The organism is Alphaproteobacteria bacterium SS10, assembly GCA_019192455.1.
GTDB lineage: Bacteria > Pseudomonadota > Alphaproteobacteria > TMED2 > TMED2 > TMED2.
Genome location: JAHCML010000005.1, coordinates 13187 through 35142 on the forward strand (window position 1 = coordinate 13187; position 21956 = coordinate 35142).

Genomic DNA, 21956 nt, shown 5'->3' on the forward strand with positions numbered 1-21956 from the left:
CTTCATACGGCAGTCTGGCCCCCGCATTCCAATGGCAGTTTTATGACAGATCGCCAGACCACCACATCCGTTACGCCGCCAATCGCGCCCGATGTTGCTGCCATCCGTGGCTATGTCCGCCGGTGGCGGGCAGCGGGGCAGCGGGTTGCCCTGGTCCCAACCATGGGCGCCTTGCATGAGGGGCATTTGGCCCTTGTAGATGCCGCCTTGTCGCTCGCTGATTTGGTGGTGGTTAGTATCTTTGTGAACCCGGCCCAATTCGCCCCGCATGAGGATTTTGACCAGTATCCGCGTGACCTTGAGGGTGATGCCGCCAAGCTGGCCGAGCGGGGCGTCTCCGTCATCTACGCGCCTGATCGGTCCATCATGTACCCCGACGGCCATCAGACCAGCGTCAGTTTGGGCGCCGTCGCCGAGCCGATGGAGGGTGCCCATCGCCCAATCTTTTTCACCGGTGTGGCGACGGTCGTGACCAAGCTCTTGCTGCAGGTTGAGCCCCATATCGCCGTGTTCGGGGAGAAGGATTACCAGCAGCTTGCTGTCATCAAGCAGATGGTTCGTGATTTGGATATCGATGTTGAGATCAGTGGCCGCCCAACCGAGCGGGAGGCGGATGGCCTCGCGATGTCTTCCCGCAATGCCTATCTAAGCCAGGCCGAGCGGCAGGTTGCCCCCAGGCTGAATGCAGAGCTGCAGGCGATTGCCCAGGCGCTAGCCAATGGGCAGCCCTTTGCCCCGTTACAAGAGGCATCGGTTAAAGCCTTGGTTGGGGCTGGTTTTGACCAGCCTGACTATCTCGATCTTCGTGATGCGGAGACGCTGGCGCCCATGGAACAGGCTGGTGATCGACCCGGCCGCCTCTTGGTGGCGGCAAAGCTGGGTAAGACCCGGTTAATCGACAATATCCCGGTTTCGCCAATTTCGTGATAGGCTTACCGTAATGGGAAAGGGAACGCGTCGGCGACGGCTGACGTTTGGATGTTGTTTGGGGATACACTTTCGTGCCGTTAAAACTGGATCGTGAGCCGATCACGCCCGAGTTGATTGCGCTGGCAGAGCGTATGGGCGACCGGCTGGCCGAACATCGCCTGCTCTCCCCAACATGGAAAACCGATCACGGTTTCACCATGTTTTTCAGCGAGTTAATCCCATTCTACCCAGGCGCCCGCCGTCTGATATTCCCCATTGCCCGTGCCCGCCCTGGCCAGCTTCAGGAACGCGTCGTCGTTGAGCATCAGGACTACCTCTACATCATGGCGGGTGGGCTTGAGCCGCTGGTACGCGCCAATGAGGCCGTGCCGCTGACCCTTAGCACCAGCAATGTGCTGGATTACGTCCGCTTCTATTTGGAGCATGTGACCGACAAGGCGGGCGGTATTCGCCTCGCTGAACAGGCGAGCGACATCCCATGGCGGGAAGAGGAGGGCGCCTATCAAGCGCCGCAAGTAAACCCGCTGGTCCGACCCCTATCCCTGATTGATACCGATGATGATGGCTATCTGGTCATCGGCACCGGCCTGTATCAGGACGCCCTGTTCCGCGCGACGTTCCGCATTGGCTTCGACGGCATGCTCGAAATCGCTGATGAAGAACAGATCGCCGGTGATTTGCGCCTTCGCGAAGATCCGATGGTGGCTGGCATGCCCATCGATTTCGCCCTGAGCTCTGCATAGGGGGCGCCGATGGCTTTTACCGGGCTCGATTTTCAGAATCTCAAAACTAGCCTGTTCTTTCAGCGGCAGAAGAAGAAGGCAGCAGCGGTCGATGGTCGGCGCCTACCTGATCTTACGAATTGGGAGAACCCGTACGGTGTGCCAATTGGCATTGGGCCCGATGACCATCCGCATGAGCATAGCTTCCTAGCTGAGGGTTACCTGGGGCAGATGCCTCGTGAGCAGTCCAAGGCTATCCGGGCCATTCGAGATAAGCTGTCGCAAAGTCAGTTGGGCCATCAGCTGCTGATCCATGCTGATCAGGGGCATGTGCGGATGCTGTTCCGTGACGACCCGGGCGGTAAGAATGTGGCGAGCTATGCGCCCGGCTTGCGCGACGTGATGCTGAACAGCGCCGGCCCGTTGATGGATGAGCCATCGGCTAGGCGCTTCATCGCCATGGCTTCGCTCTACAGTGCCCATGAACAGGTTCACATGCTGCAGGATTACGCCGAGGGCGGCGGCGAGATGGGCATCAACAGCCAAACCGCCATTTCCAGCCGGATCCTTGCCGTTCGGCATATGGAGGCAGCAGCGGTCGCGGGTTCAGTCCAGGTTGCTTATGAGGTGGCGATGGCAGGTGATGACAGCCTGTGGAAGATCGCGATGGATAAGCGGAACCCAGATATTGAGCTGCCTGCCGCTGAGGCATTCTTAAGTGCGGTCCAGAACGATCCCAAGGCCCTGAGCGACGGGCGAGCCCGCCGGGTCGCCCATGACGCCTGGTTCCGCCAGACGGATTACATGGCCCAGTATGATCGGAACACGATTAAGCAGTTCCGCGATGAGCTGGAACTGATCGCGGGACACCAAGGGGCTGGTTATCCCGACCCGGAAATCCGAGAGATCGCCCGTGATGTTGGCGCCGATATTGTCGGCATGTCGGTCATTCACGGCTATACCGGCCTGCCGGCACAGCCCCAGCATATGGACCTTGAGGGGTTCGAAGATGTTGATGATAAGCGCTACACCCGCGGCACATCCCGCATGCTGTATGAGCAGGCGGAGCACTTAGACGGCATCGCCAGAAAGCTTCGCAATAATCAACCGGTCTATGCCGATGATTTTGAGGCTTATGACGCGATCGCTGAGAAGTTTGTGGGCGCCCCGCCAAAGCCGGGTGAGCATGCCAGGGTGCCGAACTTCAGCTATATCCAGGACGATCAACGGCTTCTGGAGAATGATAGTACCGGCCCAGGTGCAGCGAATTTCCTTAGCCGGTGGCGGGAGTCGCGAAACCGGGCGCGGGTACCTTTACCGGCCCGGCCTTAAAGCCGCCAATTCCCTAGCTTTCATCTAAATATCGCATAGTGCGGGCACCCCAAAGTTTTGGAACCCGTTCATGGCGCTTAAATCGCCCCGTCTCACGCTTGTCCTCATTGCAGCGCTTGCGGCCTGTTCGCCGCATTCGCCAGAAGGGCCTAATGGCGAGCATGGTGGAGCGTTCGCCCACGGTATCCAGGATCTACCCCCCGATCCCGATCTGAAGCCCTCTCTCAGCAGCGCGAAGCTGAATACTTGGCGTGAGAAACGTGCTGAGCAATGCCTGACGATTGCCGAACAACCCTCCAACGATATTGAGCGAGAGCTCGCCGCCATTCGCGATGCGATTGAAGGCACGGATCTGGGGCAACGTACCTTTAACGAGTTGCGAGGCACAAAGGTCAGCCTGTGCCATGAGGATAGTGGGTTCTTCGATGGTGAGGATACCGACAAGGTTGCGGGCCTATTCAAATCCAAACACCGCGCCCTGGGCGTGGTTGAGCGGGTATCTGAAGGCAGGCAGATCCTGACCGGCGCCCATGAGTATCGCCATGCCTGGCAGAACTATGCTGTTGAGGATGCGTTCGGCAAAGGGTTGGGCCAAGTGGCCCATGCCACACGAAATTTTATCATTGAGGCTGATGCCCGCACCTTTGCTGTCGCCATTGCTTGGCAGCTTAAACAGCAGGGCGATGACCGTGCCTGGGATGCGGCAATGGACCTAACCAAGAGCTACAAACCGATGGCCGAAGCGTTTGAGGCGCGGATGGAGCAGATCGCGGCGGATGAGGGGCAAGCCGCAATCAACAGCGATAGTGCGCTAACCCGGTCGATGAGTGATGCCTACAACGCATGGTTCACCGAGCCAGGTAATCGGCAGTCCTATGTGAACAGCCTCAACCGCCTATTCGTGAAGACAATGGATAGCTGGGCTTCGACGGCCACCTTGCCCCAGGGCTTTGCCGTACAGATCGGCCGGGTGCCAGGCACGGGCTCAAGCTATTTGGGGCATGGCGCCTTAGCCCAGGCGGAGATCGAGGCCGTGCGGTCGGTTCAGTTCCCAGAGGGGACAATCATGCCTGATCGCCATGCGGTTGCAGGTCCAAATCTGGTGAACCCCGGTATCGGCCGACCATAACTCGGTCGTCGTTGCCTGCTTGTCATGTCTCCTGTGATTACCACATTATGTCCTGAGGGGTTTTTGGGGATGTGGTGCGATGGCTGGAAATGAAGGGCCGATTGGCTGGCTTCGGCGAGCTCTTTCCGGTGATGCAAATGACCCGGATTATCGTACCGGCCTGCTGTCACGTGACGGCAATAGCTGGCGGCATCGCCACGCCCAGCTCTGTTTGACCGTCGATGAACTCCCCACAAGTAAGACAGAGCATCGGCTGGCTGAGGAGCGGGATACCCTGACCTCTACCAATCTTGGTGAGTACCTGTTCAAGGAGATGATGGGCAGCCAGGTCGCGCGCTGTGAGGTGCCAGGCATGGTTGGCATCTTGCCGTTGGTTCAGGGTGCTGGTGGTGTCTATCAAACGGATCGACGGGCCATCGAGGTCATGCCGGTATTCTCAGAGGGTGGTGAGATCGTGGTGGCCGCCCATGAGTATCGTCATGGTTGGCAGGATTATCAGCTGGGCATCGCCGATATGGGCGACCTAACCAAGCGTGATTACGCGGCACAGCTGATGATGGTTGAGGCTGATGCCCGTGCCTTCTCGGTTGGGTTAGCTTGGCAACTGAAAGAAGGGGGTGACCCGCGTGCCTGGGATGCGGTCCTCAACGATCCGGTTGAGCATCTTCAGGCCAATGCCTTTCAGTCACGGATTGATGCCGTGCGTGAGCGTGACGGACCAGAGGCTGCGAAAAGCGACGAGGCAATCTCGGCGGCGATGGGTGATGCCTACAATGTCTGGTTTGAGACCGAGGAAAACTACGGCCCCTATGTGCAGCAGATTGAGACGAACTTTGCGGCCAAGGGGGAGAACTGGACCGGAACAAAAGAGATGCGCGCCTCTTTCGGCCCCATGGTAGGGCGACTGCCCGGGCGGACCGTGGGTGATGCCAGTTATCTGGGCATGGATGCCGTGGACAATGCGCGGACGGCTGCGCTGTTGCGGGTACCTTCGCTAAGTGCTGCTGATCTCTCACAGTCAGGCAACCAACCGGGCTTGGGCCAGAATGGTGATGTCCCCAGGAACCGAACTGAACCACCCACTCCCTGATTGCTGGTTGGCTGCCGTTCCAGTATGCCACCCCATCGCTGTTCACTAAGTTTCGGATTGTGATGGGCACCCCACCAACCCAGCCCCCAACATTGCTAGATGCCACCAAGGTTTGGGCCAAGATTGGCGCGCTGTCCTTTGGTGGGCCTGCGGGTCAGATTGCCCTTATGCATCGTGAGGTGGTGGCCATGCGTGGTTGGCTGACCGAGCAGCAATATCTGAACGCGCTTAGCTTCTGCATGTTGTTGCCAGGGCCCGAGGCAATGCAGCTCGCGACCTATGCGGGTTGGCGGCTGCATGGTGTGCTGGGTGGGTTGATTGCCGGGCTGTTGTTCATCCTGCCGGGCGCCCTGGTGATCCTGGCCCTTGCCACCGGCTATGCCCTGTTCGGTGATGTCCCGTTGGTTGATGCCGTGTTTCTGGGCATTAAGGCCGCGGTGGTGATGATCGTCATTGAGGCGTTGATCAAGGTTGCTAAGCGGGCGCTGGAGGATCGGGTGGCCTGGGCCATTGCTGGTCTTGCCTTTATCGGCATCTTCTTCCTCGCCCTGCCATACCCGGCGATCATTGCGGTTGCAGCCTGTGTTGGTTTCATTCGCGGCGGCAGTCAGGCCGGGGAGGCCGCAGCGGTGGCGGTCAGCGTGTCGCCGCTCAAAACTCTTGGCACGGTGGTGCTTTGGCTTGGCATTTGGGTACTGCCGTTCCTAGTGCTGACCCTGACGGCAGCGCCAGCGATCCTGATGCAGATTGCGCAGTTCTTCTCCCAATTGGCGGTTGTCACCTTTGGTGGTGCCTATGCTGTCCTCGCCTATATGGCCCAGGACGTGGTTGAGCAGTTTGGCTGGCTAACCGCTGGTCAGATGATCGATGGGTTGGGCCTCGCCGAGACAACGCCCGGGCCATTGATCCTGGTTACCCAGTTCGTTGGATTCCTCGCCGCTTTTGGTGGGGGGGGATTAGGCCTTGCGATCCTCGGTGCCGTGGTCACCCTTTGGGTTACCTTTGCCCCCTGCTTCCTCTGGATCTTTGCCGGTGCCCCATACATCGAGTGGATTGGGGCGCAGCCGAGGCTGAAAGGCGCGTTGCAGGCCATCACGGCGGCGGTGGTCGGTGTGATCCTGAACCTATCGCTGTGGTTCGCACTGCATGTCCTGTTCGGGGAGATGGAGCGGGTGGCGCTGGGCCCGATCCAGCTATGGTCGCCCGATTTGTTCAGCGTCGATTGGCGGGTGGCCGTGATTGCCGCGATCTCCGGTGCGCTGCTGTTTGGGGCCAAATGGCCAATGCTGCGTGTGTTAGGCGTTGCCGCCCTCTGTGGCCTGGCGCTGGGGCAGCTTTAACCGGCGTCGATGGAACCAGATGATGGCTAGGGTCATTATTGCCCAAACCGCGCTCACCGACCCGGTTAGTAGCCAGAGTGCATAGTGATTGCCGGTGGTGAAGACCCCGGTATCCCGGTCCATGAGCGCTGTTGCCAGGTCGGGTGATGTACCGGCCAAGGCCTGGTGATCGGCAATGATTAAGGCAGCAACAACCCCATGGCCTGCCCCCAGATAGACCAGCGCGAACAGCGTGATAGAGCCACCGACCACCAGGTTACCGGCGGCCGCGACCCAACGATCAATTGAACCAATCCGCCTGGCCTTAAGGCATAGGGTGAGACCCGCCATGATCAGCAGCGCCGCACTCATCACCAGCATGAGTGATGTGCTGGCGGACCCCACACCGCCCAGCAGCCCGCCAATAACGGCACCCCAGGCCACGGCATGGCTCGACTTGGCACTAACGATCAATCGATGCCGTAGCAGCAGTGCGGCGGTGATCAGCAGCACGGTCCAGGCCATGACGGCCAATCCCTGGGCCAGGAACACCTCAACTGGCCCACCCATCATCAGCCGCGCGCCAATAATCTCACGAAGTGGCATCGGTGATCCCCTCCGTTAATCCTGGCTTACGGCGTCGTTCATCAACCCGGCGATGTCCGTAGATCACCGCGAGGCCGAGGATCAGCCAGATCGAGTGGCTCAGCGCCATATGGCCGACAAATAAGAGCTCGTAGGCGTTATAGGGGGCCATGATCCCGGTGCGGCTGATTACCAGGCGGTAGGTACTGCCCGGCATCTCTTGATATCTGGCAGCATAAGGACCGCCGGAGGTGATGTCGGGATTGCTCCAACTCACCCCGAAATAGGCACCAGGCGGTAGATTATCTGGCCGGCGCTTTAGGCGCAGCGTGAGCAAATCGATGGCGTTTTGCCCTGCCGCCTCAGGGATTGGATCCCCGGCCCGCTGTTCCCAGCATTCCCATTGGAAATTTTGGCAAAGCTGCTCGTGGGTTTCGGTTGGCAGCGGGGTGGCGAGTGCCAGCCGCTCTTCCTCAAGTCGGAACCCCTGCATCATCAGGCCGTGGATGATGATCAGGTGAAATGCTGTGGTGGTGACCAGCATCGCCCAACCCGTTGCCATCACAACAAACCTGTCCCGGCTACGCCATGTGGGCACCAGCAGCATGATGGTCAGAATGGTGGTGGTTAGGGCGAGGAACAGCATCACCACCACCGCCGTGTTCTGCCCGGCGAGGCGCGGTAGCAATTCACCCATGGCGCCAGTGACAGCGCCGAGTGGCAAGGCGCTCGCCCCGATTAGGTAGGCAAAGACAAGGATGATAGCGGTCTCAGGCCAGCGAATGCGTTTCCGGCCAAGCAGGCAAATCCCGATAAACCCAATCGCCAGCATGGGCGGATCGGCCAAGATCGATAGCCAGGCCGACAGGTCATTGACCGCGTCCCGATCAGCGATCAACGCCGCAAAGTAAGCTGTTAGCGCATCCATGAAGTCAGGTTTGATCATTCCTGCCCGTAACACGCTTAAGCTTAAACCAACTGCTATGCGGGGCCGAAGGGTTCAACACAGCATGGCAAAACCGCCGGTTTGGCGCGGCCAGAATGTGCTATGAATCTCGTGCATAGGTATGTTGAAACACGTGAAATAGCATTTGTTCTTTCCGGCGATTGGCGCAAAACTAGGGCATTGAAAACAAACAGGCTCTCCAGCTTTCCATGGCTTCTCGCGCCAACACGACTGTCGGTCTTGCTTTGATCGCCTCCCTCTTGGGATCGGTGGGCGCTCATACTGCCAGCGCCCAATCGGCGAACCCAGACCCGCACCGGGTTGAGGCGAATACCGATCAGGATACCCAGGCGTTTCTGGATAAGCCCAGCATCAATGAATGGCGCCGCCAACATGCCTCAATCTGTTTGCAGGCAGGGGAGGCGGCGGATGAGCCAGGTGAGCAGTACCAGCAAAACCTGCGGCGTTTCCTGGTGCAGTCTCCACTGATGGCACAGGTGTTTGCGGATCTGGAAGATACCGACGTCACCCTTTGTAAGGGTGAGGAAACCTTCGCCTGGAATTCTGAGTTCACCTATCGCCCTGATGAGGACATGGTGGTGCTGCCATTCCGTGGCACCGCGGCTTCCTTCGCCGCTGAGGCGATTGAGAAAATCCGCCATGCCTGGCAGGACCAGCGCGGCGCCTATGCCAGCGATCCACAAAACGGAACCAAGCAGGGCTATCTGGCCGATCTCTTCCTACGCCATGGCGAGGCGGCAGCCTTTACGGTTGCCGTGGCTTATGAGCTGAAAGAGGCGGGCCAGCCAATGGTCTGGGACCACCTAAAGCGCAGCGTCAAAACCGGCCCCATGGCTCGTCGCTTTGAAGAGGTGATCACCCCACGGGATCAGGTAGAGCGAACCACGCCGCTCCATGAGGGTGAGATCGAAATGGCCATGCGTGAGACGTATCACGCCTGGTACATGACGAGTGGTTTCCAGGATCTACATCGCCAAACCCATGCCGAACCGGTTGGCGAGCTACCGCACACTAAGGATAGCTTCCAGCGCCAGGTGCTGCGCCTCGCGGCGAAACAGGCCGCGTTGATCGATCCGGATCAACCCAATGCCTTTATCGGTCGGTCAGAGATTGGGCGCGCTGTCTCAGAGTCACTCTCCGCCGCCCCAATCCCCCGCGCCCAGGCCAAGCTACGGCGGCCTTAGTAAGCCTGGCTTCTTGCCCTTTACATCTCTTGCACCACCAGCGCTTTGTTTAAGAAACGCTCCATCCGCTATCGACGGCGAGGTTGGCGGCGTTGACGAAGGAGGCCTGATCAGAGGCTAGGAACAGTACGGCCTCGGCCTGTTCTTCCGGGGTTGAGATGCGGCCCATCGGGTGGAAGTTGGTGAAGTATTGCCGCCCGTCAGAATTCTCCTCCGGTGTGCCAGCGGCGCGGACGAACATCTCGGTCTCAACACCGCCAGGGCTGACCGCATTGATACGGATATTCTCTTTGGCGTATTCCAGCGCACTGGCCCGGGTGAGGCCCAGCACCGCGTGTTTCGCGGCGGTGTAGAGCGCCATGCCCGGCATGCCGATCTGGCTGAAGATTGAGGCCGTGTTGACGATGGCACCGCCCCCGGTTTTCAGCATGGCATTGATCTCATGCTTCATGGCCCAGAGCACACCGGCAACATTGGTGCCCATAATCTCATCATAATCAGCCCCAGTCTGGCTGGCGGTGGGCTCGCCCATCTTGCCCTCAGCACCGGCATTGTTGAACGCGATGTCGAGGCGCCCATGCTTTTCCATGATGGCGTCGATAAGGCTGGCGATCGTTGCCTCATCCGTGACATCGGCTTGCATAAATTCTGCTCTGCCGCCGGCCGTTTCAATCGCGGTGACGACGGCCGCACCCTTCTCGGCGCGGCGGCCATTGACGATAACCATGGCCCCTTCGCGGGCAAAGGCATGGGCCGTGGCCTCGCCAATGCCGGAGGTGGCGCCGGTGATCAGAACAACTTTGTCGGTAAAGCGTGACATGGTTTGTATCCTCTTAAGTACGGTTTGATCGGTGCTTGCCTGATGTCAGGCCGCCAGTGGCGCCGTGACGGACAGGTTCTCAAGCAGGTGATCGATTGAGGTGGTGCCCGGGATCGGCAGCGCCTGGATGGCGCCTTGAACCCCCAACCCTTGGCTGGCTGCAAAGGGGCTGCCTGGCTTCAGCGGGTGGGCGCCCAAGGGTCCCCATGGCACGAAGGCGATGCCGTGCTTGGTCGTGAACTCCAGCACCTCCTGATCGCCGCCATCTTGTGGGTTGAAACGGTTCTGTACCGCGCTGATTGGCGCAATGCGCATGGCCTCACGCAGCTGATCTAAGGTCACGTTGGAGACCCCAATCCGCGCAATCTCACCATTCTGCCGTGCAGACTCTAGCGCACTGATGCTGTCAGCGAAGCGGACCTTCGGGTCCGGGCGGTGCAGGTAGTAGAGATCGATGACATCCCGCTTTAGGTGACGTCGGCTCTCTTCAATCTGGTAGCGCAGGGTCTCTGGCCGCCCATCGGCTGTGATGTCAGCGGCGGATGGACCGCGCTTATGAATGCCGCCCTTGGTCGCGATAAAGACGTGATCGGCATAACCATCGAGAGCGCTCGCCACTAGCCGCTCATTCCAGCGCGGGCCATAGGCATGGGCCGTATCGATGAAGTCGACACCATGATCAACGGCGGTACGCAGCAGGGTCTGCCCGGCGGTCCAATCGCCATAGGGTCCGAAATTGCCAGGCTGGCCGGTTAGGCGCATCGCGCCATAGCCGAGGCGGTTGACAGTGCGGCCGTCTTTAAACGTGAAGGTCTGGTTGGTGATCTTGTTCGTCTTTGAGTTTGTCATCGGGTCTGTTCCTTGCCTTGGTGGTCCGCTCCAACGCGGTGCTGGGATAGAAACTGACCCGGACGGCTTGCATTCGGTAGACAGATAATAAAAATTAATATCATTCGTTTTTTGAATGATAAGGCTCACCCCCTTGGCCAAGACACTCGATCGCTTTGACCTGATGCGCCTTTATGTGCGGATCGCAGAGACCGGCTCGCTCAGTGCGGCGGGGCGATCCCTTGGCCTTTCCCAGCCCTCGGCCAGCCGCCAGTTGCGGGAGCTAGAGGCGGAGCTGGGCACCCAGCTGATCATGCGCACGACCCATGAGCTGTCATTTACCGAGGCGGGCCAAACCTTTCTGAGCCAGGCGCGGCAACTCCTCGGTGATTGGGAGGCGGTGACGGAACAATACCGCCAGGGCCAGGCGGCGGTGCGGGGGCGCATTCGGATCGCGGCACCCACCGGGCTTGGCCAAACGGTGCTGGCCGATCTGGCGGGCAGCTTTGTCGCCCGCTTCCCCGAGGTTACGATTGATTGGCTGCTGGATGATGCGCCGAGAGATTTGATCGCTGAGGGCATCGATCTTTGGGTCCGGGTTGGCCCCATTGCCGATGAGAGCCTGATTGTCCGTGGGCTCTGGCAGATTGAGCGTGTGTTGGTGACCAGCAGTGATGCCGATATCCAAGCCACCCACCCCTATGAGTTGATAGAGGTGCCGGCCGTCACCCTCGGTCCCTATGTCGGGCAAAGCATCGATCTTAAGGATGCAAAGGGTGGGGTGGTAACCCTGACGCCCAGCATTGCAATCTCGACCGATAATATCTTCGCAGCGCACCGCCTTGCCCTCGCCGGGCATGGTTACTCGATCCTGCCACGATGGTTGGTGCAACCCGCGATTGATGCTGGTCAGGCCCGCATTCTATGCCCCGGTTGGCACCCGCCATCGCTCAACCTCTCGATGGCCTATCCGCAGTCCCGCTACCGTCCCGCGCGGTTGAGCCTGTTCATGGAGCATGTGCGGGCGGAGCTGCCAACCATCGGGGCTGGCATCACCGTAACCAGCAGTTGATTGGCCTGGTATGTAGGTTAGGCCGACCTATGCATAAGTTTCGTGCGCTTGAAACTTTGTTGCGAACTTATCTCAGGCTGTTTGAGCCTTCATGGATCAGGCGTACCCCAACATAATCGATTACTTACTGCCATCTCCCCTTATCAAAGGCTGTGATCAATGCGTTGGGCATTCAATACAACTGGCCCCCTGGCCGTTACTGCTGCACTGCTCGGCCCCGTGCCGCCTGTTGCTGCGCAGGATACGGGCCCAATGCCAACGGCCCCCAATACTCAGGATTGGGTGCTGGATAACGACATTCTGGTTGAGCTGCCCGATGCCAATCTGGATCGCTGGCGCCAACGCAATGCCGGTAACTGCCTGCATATTGATGAAGAGCCGTCCAATCAGCGCGAGGGTTTCTATGCCCGGGTTCGGGAGTCCATGCGCGAGTGGTCGCCAGCTTATGACGGTGTGCTGAACGATCTAAGTGGCTCACCTTTCACCATGTGTGCTGGCGATACCTACAGCCAGGGCAACACCAACTTCCTCTATCATGGTGGTGTTAAGGCGGCGATTTTGCCGAGCTCTGGCCGGACCATTGGTTACTTCATCGCCGCCACGGCGGAAGAGACCCGCCATGGATGGCAGGATAATGAGGGCATGATGGTCTCCTCAGACACGCCGCTGACCCGCCAGGGACAGCTGGCTGAGATTTTGATGGTTGAGGCCGATGGCGCCGCCTTTGCCGTGCTAACCGCCCATGAGCTGCGTCTCGCTGGTCGACCAGACGCCTGGGAGTTCATCCAGAACAGCAATGGTCACCGCGCGATGGCTGATGCCTTCACGGCCAGCCTTTGATGCCTGGATGGAAAACCCCGATTACCTGCGGTTCTATAGTGAGCGGAGCGAGGAGCTGCTGTCTGGCCTGCCCCATAGCGCGGCAACGGCTGGAGCAGAGGGGGCCGCGCTTACCGAGCGGTTACCGACGGCCGTGGTGGGTGAGGATCGGTCCGACCTCTATTTCGGCGCGGATCAGGCTCAACGGGCGGCTCAAGTTGCCTTCCAGCAGACCCAGTACAGCGCGTCGCCCCCGCCCTGGCCCGCTAATTTCCTGAAATTCAATCTGTTGCTGACGCCCTGCCGATAAAATGGGCGCTGCTGGCCTATGCATAAATTTCGTGCGGGTGAAATATTATTGCAAATTTATGTCAGTCTATTTCAGCCTTCATCGAACTAGCCTAAGCCCCGCATATCGAAAGTTTCACTGCCACCTCTCCCCTTAAGGGCTGTGATCTATGCGCTGGGCGTTTCATACCACCGGACCATTGGCCGTCGTCGCCGCGACGATGGCGCCCTTGGCCGCTGCCCAGGCCCAGGGGTCGATCCCCGACCAACCAACCGCACCCGTTGTTCGAATAGATCCCGACATCGCGACCGATTTTGGTGACGCCGATCTTGATGCCTGGCGCGCCAGCCGGGCCGATGCCTGCCTAATGGTCGGTGAGCAGCCGGATAGCCAGCCCGAGGCCTTTTATGACGGGATGCAGGGTTGGATGCGGGCTCGTTCCCCATCGGTTGAACGCATGCTGACCGAATTGGAGGGTTCCAACTTCGCCCTCTGCACCGGTGATGCCCATCACCCTGGTAACCAGAACACCTGGTACAGCAGCAGCAAGGACGTGGCCTTCTTACCGGTGGATGGCCGCAGCATGGGTGTCTTCCTCTCCGGCGTGGCCGAGGAAATCCGCCATGGCTGGCAGGATCATCTGGGCCTGATGGCCGAGGCGCCCGGCGGCGATTCACAGCAAAGCAAGATGGCGACGGTTCTGATGCTGGAGGCCGATGGTGCCGCCTTTGCCGTGCACACGGCTTATGAGCTTGGCCTACAGGGTGAGGTTGATGCCTGGAATGCCGTTGCCCGCAACACGGCCCACGGCCCCATGGCCCAGGCCTATCTCGATAGCTTGAAAGATGCCGGGGTCACCCCGGGTGAGCCGGCCACCGCCGCGCAGTATCAAGACGCGATGCGGGCCGCCTACCGCACCTTCATGACCTTGGAACAGCCTCGCGATTTCTATCAGTCGCTGCACCAGACCACCCTAGATGGCCTGCCGCACAGCACCCGACCAATGGCTGGTGAGGTGGCCGTGATCACCGAGCGCCTGGCCGCCCTGCCAGCCGGTGATCGGCCGGATGTCTATCTCGGCGACGCTGAGGTTCGGCTGGCCGTTGAAACCGCCTTTGATCAAATTCCGGTGCCACGCGTGGCGCCCACCTTAGCCCGGTAGAGCACTGTTTATGCATCGAGCCCTTGCCACCACCGCCGCCGGATTAGGCGCCCTGTTGAGCTACGCTGCGGAGCCCGCCGAGGCTGAAGCGTCGCCACTGAATGGGTCATTGTTTCAGGCCCAGCAATTTGATGTGGACCGCGATATCACCGTCGATCTGGGCCATGGGATGCTGAACCTTTGGCGTGCGCAACGCTCGGAGCTTTGCCTCCATGTGACCGAGGCACCGACCAGCCCGCCTGAGGAATTCTATGCGGGCGTTCGGGATGACATTGTTAAATCACCGATCGGTAGCCAAACCTTCCATGATCTCAGTAACTCTGAGCTGACCCTCTGCATTGGCGATATTGAGATCCAGCAGAACAACCGCGCCTATTATCGGCCGGATCTGCGTTATGCGGCCCTGCCACTCTTCCGGGACCGCAATCTGCTGTACTCCACCAGTATCGAGGAAGTCCGGCATGGCTGGCAGCATCATGTCGGCCTGATGCGCGGTGATGAGGATGGCCACCGGCGCACCCAGCAAGAATACCTCGCTGGAATGTATCTGGTGGAGGGTGAGGCCCATGCCTTCACCGTTGCCGTTGCCTATGAGATGCGGAAGGCGGGGGATTCACGGCCCTGGGATTCCTATGCCGCGCCTGACGGTCCCTATAACGGTCTGATCACTGCGTTTGAGCAGAGCTTGGCAGATGCTGGGGTTGGGCCTGAAGACACGCCGACCAATCAGCAAATGCGCGATGCCATGTCGGCGGTGTTTGAGGCCTGGCTGAACAACAAGGTGTTCACGGATTTCTACTCAACCTTCCACCAGCGCCACCTCACGGATCGGGACCATAGCCCAGTGGATATGGATGTTTTGGTCTCTCAGCTCGCCACCCGGCTGGAGAGTTTACCCAGCGGTGATCGACCAGATCTGTTCCTGACCCGGCGCCATATGGAAATGGTGGTTGAGAAGGCATTTGAGTATCAGCCGCCACCAAACTACCGCCCCGCGTCTGAGCAGGGGCAGTCGCCAGCCGCGCCCGCGACGATCAATTCAGGACCCGCACGGGGACCATTCTGATGCCCTGTAATCGTTGGAGGGCTTGGGCTGCAGGCCGATCTGACATCAGGAACAATGAACGAATTACATAACCACTATGCATTTAACGCATAGGGCGTTGCGTCAAACGCATTGTCTATCTCTTACGCCTTTCGCCGCTGCATATCACCCTATGACCACAGAACAAATCGGACCCAACCGAGGCACCTCTCTAATGATTTTATCCAACGCATTTGGCGGCCACCGCCATGATCGGCGGGCATCATGAACCGGCTTCTTTCCCTAGCCGCAGGCGCAACGATGGCGCTTGGTGCCTTGGCAGAGCATGCAGATGCGCAGGTGCGAGTTATCTCGATCAATCCCGATGGAACCATCGCGGCGCCTGATAAGGACACAGAGGTCGATCTGGGGGCATCCAACCTGAACGTGTGGCGCAGCTTCCGGGCGGAAGAGTGCCTCCATGTTGCGGAAGAGCCGACCAGCGACGCTGAGCATTTCTATGATCGCCTGCGCACCACGATCAGCAGCATGCCGCTAGGCGCGCAGTTGGTTGCCGATCTTCAGGACTCAGACCTGACGCTGTGTGAAGGCACCGTTCAGCACGACGACAACACCAGCCTCTACTACCACGCCGGTTTTGAGGCGATGGTGATCCCCCGATCTTTCCCGAGCATTCCGGAAGAGCTGCGTCGCGGCTATCAGATCATGGGCACCCTGCATGAGATGCGCCATGGCTGGCAGGATCATCTGGGCCTAACCGTCGATCACACCGAATTGGACCAGCAGGGCTACATCGCCCAGACCTATGCGATGGAGGCTGATGCCTCCGCCTTCGCGGTGGCGGCGTCCTGGCAGATGATGACCACCCAGGGTGATGCCGATGCCTGGAACTACCTGCAGCGCGATCAGTATTACGCACCGGTGGCGGCTGCTTTTGAGCAGGGGCTGGCTGATGCTGGTTATGACGCTGATAGCGATGCCCAACCAACCGCGGCACAGCTGAGCCAGGCGATGCAGGCAGCCTATCAATCTTGGTTCGATGATACCCCGCTGCCCCGGATTTATCATGAACGGGTGGTTGAACATCTGGGCGCGCTGCCCCTCACCACCACAGATGCCGATGGCCACCGCGAGAGCCTGCTTGGCCGGTTTGATACGGTGACCGAGCGGGCCGCACTTGGCGATACGCCCCGTGCCGACAGCTATTTCGGTGATCAGCAGGCAGCCCTTGCCGTCTCTGAAACCTTACGGCGCATTCCTATTGTGGCCGCGGGTAAAGAGGCACGCGCAGATCAACAACCCAGCATCCGAATCCCGTAAGGCATTGCCGAGCTATGGTCACTAACCAACAGACATCAACGGCAGAAGAGGGCAAATCCCGGGTGCCAATGGGCTTGGTTGCTACTGGTGTTGTGGCTGTACCAGCCGCTATTGGCTTGACGATCCTGAAACTCGCCAGCGGCCCTGATGCTGCCCAACCGACCCCGGCACCAATCCCAGTTGTCCAAATCGATCCATCGGTGATTGGTCCGGATGCACCAGTTCAGCCGCTTGGCGTCGGTGAGCCGGGCGATTGGCGGCTGGGCACGATCACCCGGCATGTGGTGTCGATTGGTGATGAGGTTCGGTTGCCAACGATCAATATTGATCCGAGTGCGATCACGCCTGGTCGTTATCATTACGATGGCGATGTTGTCCTTACCGGTGATCTTACCCAGCCTTATGTTGAGATAACGGCGAAGAGCATCACGGTCGATGGGGATGTATCGGCTGATAGTGTCCGCCTCATGACGATTGAGGAAGCGCCGGTCCGTGATGATCCTGACATGCTTTTCTATGGTCGTGGGGATCGCAGTTTCGCCGTGTTGACCAGCTGGGACCATCATTATCACCGCGGTGATGTGACGATTGGTGGTTCGGTCACTGGGGACGATATTGATGTGGTCGCAAGCGAGATCCGTATTCGCGGCGATGTGTCGGGTGAGGTTGACCTGGCTGCCTCCGGTGGCGAATGGACCAGTGCGGTTCTCACCGAGAGCCACGGTCGAACTGTTGATAGTGTGCAGTCTTATCGCGATCCGAGCATTGGCCCCGACCAGTACAATGAATCAATCCGCATGGGGCTTCAGCGGCCCGATCAGGTGATCCAAATCGGTGGCACCATTGAGGGTGATGTGAGCCAGATCATCCCACGCATCTGGGCCAGTGAGCATGGCTTTACCCAGCCAACTGCGGCGTCAATCGTAGCGGCGACACAAGTAGCTGCCACGCCTGATGCTGATACCCCAACCCTTCGGCGGCCATAGCCATGACAGAACTCAGCGCAACAGAGCGACCACGTGGGCGCGGCTTTGGTCTTGCCGCGTTGGCCGTAACCGCGCTCGCGGGCGGCGGTGCCGCCATCTGGTTGGCAAGCGGGCCCGATGCCCCGCAGCAGCAGCCCGTTGCACAAGTTGAGATTAATGAGGCCGACGGCTTGGCCGCTATCGCTGCTGACGCGCCGGTGCAAGAGTTGGGTGTGGGTGAGGATGGCGATTGGCGTCGCGGTGTGCAGACCCATTTTGTGGTCGGTAGCGCTGATATCGCACCAACTATCACCCTGCAGGCTGCCGACTTTGAGCCTGGCCGCTATCGCTATGATGGCGATGTGGTGATCGCGGGCCAGTTCACCCAACCCTATGTTGAGATCACCGCCCCCAACATCGCCTTCGAGCAGGGAATTGAGGCCGACCATCTCCGCCTGATTACACCGGAGGGTGAGGAGGTTTGGAGCAATCCTGAGATCGCGACTCTGCGCAGTGTTGATGGAAACACGACTTATTTCACGGGCTTTGATGCCCATGTGCCGCGTGGTGACATCATAATCGCTGGCAGTGTGATCGGCGATCAGATTGAGATGGTGGCTGGTCGTATCGACATTGCTGGTGATGCCATTGGCACTATGGGCCTGGCAGCGAGCCAGGGTGAGAACCGCGATATGACCATCCGTCAGGAAGTGCGCGGCACGATCTACACCCTGAGGGATGAAGACTACCTCACCCGTCGTAGCGATCCCGATTTCCGGACACCGCTCGCGATGTTCAGTGATCAGTCAATCCCAGCCCATCATACTCGAGAGGCCGTACGTTGGGCCGCAGCACCGGCAGCGACCTCGGTCACCATTGGCGGGACGACCGGCGAGGATGTGACGATCCAAACGCCCCGTGATGTTGAGCGCGCCGCGGAGCACGCCGCCTGGGCCGATCGGATCCAGAGCCGCGCCACCGTTGGTCCGCCAGCGGTTGGTGGCCCCGCCACAGATATCGATCGCCGCCGGCCCATTCCATAGGCGCAGATCAGATAGTTGATGGTGTTTTCTCTATAACATGCGCTAATGGTCGCATGGGTTGACGGTTTGCCATCGTCGCCCGTTGGTTTTGGGCCCGTTTTGCCCAGGGTTAACAATAAGTTGGGGGGCATCTTCGGCTAGGAAGATGTAACGCCATGGCTAGCATTGCGGAACAATCAGATCGGGTTGCGGCGGCCAACGACCAAGCGGCCAACGACCAAGCGGGCACAGGCTCGCGCGGGCGCATTGCGCGCTTTACCAGCGTTGGTGCGCTGATCCTGTTCAGCGGCCCATCCAGCCTGCCACCGGTTTCGCAAGCTGAGCTTGATGCCCTTTCTGTTGCGCCCAACGCCCCGGTTCAGACCTTAGGCACATCGGGCACTGCCGATCTAACCATCCAGGCCGCCGATCTGGCGCCGGGCCGGTACAAGTTTGACGGCGACCTGACCATCGCCGGCAATCTGACCCAGCCCTATGTTGAGATTGAAGCCGCTAATATCCATGCCACGGGCAGCNTCGATGCCGATCATGTTCGATTGATCGCGAGCGAGGGGCCCAGCAATTGGCAACAACCACGCAGCATGCCACTCGCCGATGGTCGAACCTATCTCGACGGCTTCGACAGCGTAATCCCACGTGGCGATATCTCGGTTGCTGGCAGCGTGCAGGGCGACAACATCACCATGGTTGCGGGCACGATTGAGATTGCAGGTGGCGCCATGGGTGACATCGACCTGCAAGCCTCCCAAGGCGAAGTGGCGGCAATGCGCATCGCCGACGGTCTTGGGCTTAACTACGTCACCTATCCCGGTGATCAGGATGTGCCACGCATCATGCGATCCTACGATCTGCCAGCAGAGATGGTCGCAGCACAGAGCATTCCAGACACTGACGTCACAGAGATGGGCCGCTGGCCAATTCAGTCAGCCGAGGTATCGATCAGCATTGGCGGCATCACCGGCGATGAGGTCGTTATGCGCACACCGCGCGATGCCGCATTAGAACCAGCTGAACCTAGTATCCTTGGTCAGGCCATTGCCGCTGTCGCTAATCGCCTGCCTGGATTTGATGGCATACCGGTACGGGCTGTTGGTGGGCCCTAGGGGCACGGACTGATTGACGTAAGTTGAGGTGTGGGGGCAGCTCAATGGGGGCATTTCAAGGCAAGCAATTCCGAGGTGGCATCCTGCGTCAGCTATCCATGACGCGGGGCATCATCGGTGTTCTGTCTGCGCCGCTGCCAGTTGCCGCCGCTGGTGCAACCCATGAAACCCCAGCCATCACTGATCCAGATGCTGGCGTCCGCCTGAACAGTGCGTCGCTTGAGCGTTGGCGCGCGAAGAACCGCGATAACTGCCTGATGCCGGGTGAGGCACCAGACAGCAAGACTGAGCAGCTGTTGAACAGGTTCTATGGCTATATCCGTCAGTCAGAGCTCGCGGATCGGCTGTACCAAGATTTGTCTGGTGGTACCGCCACCCTTTGCACCAATGCAGCAACGAAAATCCCGGCATCAGCGGCCGCCATCTACCTCATTGGTCAGGACGCGGCGATCATCAACGCGAATGGTGCCGGTGGCCGCGTGGTGTTGAGTGGCCTGCATGAGCTTCGCCATGGGTGGCAGGATCAAAACCGCCTGCTTGACCGGATGTTGGCAGAGACGAAGCAGAACCGGTTTGCGGCCCTCTATATGGTTGAGGCGGATGCCGCTGCCTTCGCGGTTGCTGGCGCCTACCAGTTAAAGCAGGCCGGTGCGACGGAGGCCTGGGAGGCCGCGCAGAAGAGCCCAACCTATAAGCCGCTGACCGAGGCGTTTGAGCGTGAGATTGGCACGATCCCCGATGGTGCCAAGCTTTCCGATGGCCAGATCCGGCGCGGCATGCAGGGCGCCTTTCACGCTTGGTTCGACAACTCTGGTTTGGACAAGGCCTATACCGACCGACACCTAGAGGGTTGGCGTTCGGTCGCTGATAGCGGCATAGGGCGTGCTGTGAACATCCGACAGCTTGCGATGGAGCTGGGCAAGCTGCCCGGCAGTGGTGGCCGGCCAAGCCCCAGTTACATGGGCATTCAAGAGATCAAGAAGGCCCAGAGCCGGGCACTCGAATTGGTTGAGCGTCAGCAAACCTCGCCACGCGACAACCCGGTGGGCAATCCTTTACTGACCTCTGATGGCAAACCCGAGGGGCCCAAACGTGTGCCCGTGCCTGGCTCGTCCAGCGGCGCAATCTAACCCCGGCCATTGGTAGTCGGTCATAAGCCCGTACCGGCTTTCAGCAGGCAGGCGTATTTGTAGTGGATACCCAATCGGCATAGCCGTGCAGGCCCACGGGTTTTAAACCGCCAGACCGGGGATTGGATCAGCCATGAGTGATGAACCAGACCAAGGCCAAAAGCCTAGCAAGACAGGAACCGGGGTCGCCCTTCCTGCCCTGCTTTTTACCGGTGTTGTTGGCGGTGCGGGCGCGGCTATCGCGATCTTTGGCAGTGGTCCGCAGGCCGAGTTAACCCCAACCGATATCGCGGCACAGCCGGCGGCGGTCACCATTGTTGAGGGTGACCCCAGCGCGGTCGCAGATGGGGCACTCGTCTATGATTTGGGGGATACGGCATTCAATGACTGGCGGGCTGGCGGTACCAACCGCATCGTCTTGCCTGGTTCGGATATCCTGCCAGAGCTTGAGATTGATGCCAGCAAGGTTCAGTCGGGCATTTATGAGTTTGAGGGCGATCTGACCATTCGTGGTGATCTCACCATGCCCTATACCGAGTTCCGCGCGAATAGCATTACCGTCACCGGTTCCGTCCGCGCCGATCACGTCACGCTGACCGGGATCGAAGGGGAGGGTGAGAATGGCTTCCCGCAGTTTCGGGATGAGCATAGCGAGCACTATTACATCTACCATTGGAACCGTGAGTTTGAGCGCGGCAATGTGAGTGTGGCCCAGGACGTGATGGGTTACGGCATTGCCATTACTGCCGGTGAGATAACAATTGGTGGCGAGGCCCAGGGCCAAATCACCCTCTCTGCCTCAGGTGGTGAGGTCGCGGGTGTTTACCTGCATGATGATCACTACGGTGCTTACAAGGATGTAACTGAGGTGCGCGAGGATCAGATCCCCGCTGAACATTTCTACTTCGATGAACGTCGGCCGCTTCGAGACACTCGCAGAGTGATTAATATCGGTGGTGAGGTCGGGCCCGATGTGGTGCAGCAGAGCACTGTGGAATGGACGCGTCAGCGCAATATCGCTGCCGGTATCGAGTTGCCGAATAACCCCTTGCCACCGCATCTTCGCCGCTACGGTGAGCCCGTCATTACGATGCGACCCTAG

At 59.5% G+C, this 21956-nt stretch carries 21 protein-coding genes; 17 read left to right on the forward strand and 4 right to left on the reverse strand.

The genetic code is table 11. From position 1 onward, the window contains the following. Positions 1-42: 42 nt before the first annotated feature. From panC to chrA, 6 genes are all read left to right on the forward strand, one after another. Entirely contained in the window at positions 43-927 is an 885-nt protein-coding gene (panC, locus tag KI792_08975) for a pantoate--beta-alanine ligase (GenBank protein ID MBV6633150.1), read from the forward strand. 74 nt (positions 928-1001) lie between these two features. Beyond that, positions 1002-1673, forward strand: a complete 672-nt coding sequence (locus tag KI792_08980) for a hypothetical protein (protein ID MBV6633151.1) — start codon at positions 1002-1004, stop codon at positions 1671-1673. Positions 1674-1682: 9 nt separating this feature from the next. After that, the gene (locus KI792_08985; GenBank protein ID MBV6633152.1) at positions 1683-2984 is read left to right on the forward strand and encodes a hypothetical protein; all 1302 of its coding nucleotides are present in this window, start codon (positions 1683-1685) and stop codon (positions 2982-2984) included. A gap of 70 nt (positions 2985-3054) precedes the next feature. Then, positions 3055-4113 carry a hypothetical protein gene (locus tag KI792_08990; GenBank protein MBV6633153.1) on the forward strand — a complete coding sequence of 353 codons (1059 nt, stop codon included), beginning with the start codon at positions 3055-3057 and terminating at the stop codon, positions 4111-4113. Between the two features lie 79 nt (positions 4114-4192). Continuing rightward, positions 4193-5203, forward strand: a complete 1011-nt coding sequence (locus KI792_08995; protein ID MBV6633154.1) for a hypothetical protein — start codon at positions 4193-4195, stop codon at positions 5201-5203. A gap of 62 nt (positions 5204-5265) precedes the next feature. Further along, positions 5266-6543 carry a chromate efflux transporter gene (chrA, locus tag KI792_09000; GenBank protein ID MBV6633155.1) on the forward strand — a complete coding sequence of 426 codons (1278 nt, stop codon included), beginning with the start codon at positions 5266-5268 and terminating at the stop codon, positions 6541-6543. Here chrA and KI792_09005 read toward each other — a convergent pair. Further along, positions 6499-7128: a hypothetical protein gene (locus tag KI792_09005; GenBank protein MBV6633156.1), complete on the reverse strand. Its 630-nt coding sequence runs from the start codon at positions 7126-7128 to the stop codon at positions 6499-6501. The two genes, chrA and KI792_09005, sit on opposite strands and share 45 nt — an antisense overlap. After that, the gene (locus KI792_09010; protein ID MBV6633157.1) at positions 7115-8053 is read right to left on the reverse strand and encodes a hypothetical protein; all 939 of its coding nucleotides are present in this window, start codon (positions 8051-8053) and stop codon (positions 7115-7117) included. The genes KI792_09005 and KI792_09010 overlap by 14 nt, the downstream gene beginning before the upstream one ends. A gap of 209 nt (positions 8054-8262) precedes the next feature. Between KI792_09010 and KI792_09015 the strand changes: the two genes are divergently transcribed. Then, positions 8263-9258 (forward strand): hypothetical protein, encoded by a 996-nt coding sequence (locus KI792_09015; GenBank protein ID MBV6633158.1) that lies wholly within the window; start codon positions 8263-8265, stop codon positions 9256-9258. A 49-nt stretch (positions 9259-9307) separates the two neighbouring features. On the opposite strand, the gene KI792_09020 is transcribed toward KI792_09015, so the two are convergent. Further along, positions 9308-10078 (reverse strand): glucose 1-dehydrogenase, encoded by a 771-nt coding sequence (locus KI792_09020; protein ID MBV6633159.1) that lies wholly within the window; start codon positions 10076-10078, stop codon positions 9308-9310. 45 nt (positions 10079-10123) lie between these two features. Next, positions 10124-10927 carry an aldo/keto reductase gene (locus KI792_09025; GenBank protein MBV6633160.1) on the reverse strand — a complete coding sequence of 268 codons (804 nt, stop codon included), beginning with the start codon at positions 10925-10927 and terminating at the stop codon, positions 10124-10126. A 133-nt stretch (positions 10928-11060) separates the two neighbouring features. Here KI792_09025 and KI792_09030 point away from each other — a divergent pair, with 133 nt between their 5' ends. The 10 genes from KI792_09030 to KI792_09075 all read left to right on the forward strand — a co-directional run bounded on the left by KI792_09030 (position 11061) and on the right by KI792_09075 (position 21956). Continuing rightward, the gene (locus tag KI792_09030; protein MBV6633161.1) at positions 11061-11978 is read left to right on the forward strand and encodes a LysR family transcriptional regulator; all 918 of its coding nucleotides are present in this window, start codon (positions 11061-11063) and stop codon (positions 11976-11978) included. A gap of 159 nt (positions 11979-12137) precedes the next feature. Continuing rightward, a complete protein-coding gene (locus KI792_09035) occupies positions 12138-12818 on the forward strand; it encodes a hypothetical protein (protein ID MBV6633162.1) in 681 nt (226 codons plus the stop codon). After that, positions 12796-13107, forward strand: a complete 312-nt coding sequence (locus KI792_09040) for a hypothetical protein (protein MBV6633163.1) — start codon at positions 12796-12798, stop codon at positions 13105-13107. The genes KI792_09035 and KI792_09040 overlap by 23 nt, the downstream gene beginning before the upstream one ends. A gap of 148 nt (positions 13108-13255) precedes the next feature. Continuing rightward, positions 13256-14248, forward strand: a complete 993-nt coding sequence (locus tag KI792_09045; protein MBV6633164.1) for a hypothetical protein — start codon at positions 13256-13258, stop codon at positions 14246-14248. 10 nt (positions 14249-14258) lie between these two features. Continuing rightward, entirely contained in the window at positions 14259-15314 is a 1056-nt protein-coding gene (locus KI792_09050) for a hypothetical protein (protein ID MBV6633165.1), read from the forward strand. 243 nt (positions 15315-15557) lie between these two features. Further along, positions 15558-16613 (forward strand): hypothetical protein, encoded by a 1056-nt coding sequence (locus tag KI792_09055; GenBank protein MBV6633166.1) that lies wholly within the window; start codon positions 15558-15560, stop codon positions 16611-16613. Between the two features lie 14 nt (positions 16614-16627). Beyond that, positions 16628-17599, forward strand: a complete 972-nt coding sequence (locus tag KI792_09060; protein ID MBV6633167.1) for a hypothetical protein — start codon at positions 16628-16630, stop codon at positions 17597-17599. Positions 17600-17601: 2 nt separating this feature from the next. Then, entirely contained in the window at positions 17602-18621 is a 1020-nt protein-coding gene (locus tag KI792_09065) for a hypothetical protein (protein MBV6633168.1), read from the forward strand. A gap of 1147 nt (positions 18622-19768) precedes the next feature. Beyond that, the gene (locus tag KI792_09070; GenBank protein MBV6633169.1) at positions 19769-20854 is read left to right on the forward strand and encodes a hypothetical protein; all 1086 of its coding nucleotides are present in this window, start codon (positions 19769-19771) and stop codon (positions 20852-20854) included. Between the two features lie 133 nt (positions 20855-20987). Continuing rightward, positions 20988-21956: a hypothetical protein gene (locus KI792_09075; GenBank protein MBV6633170.1), complete on the forward strand. Its 969-nt coding sequence runs from the start codon at positions 20988-20990 to the stop codon at positions 21954-21956.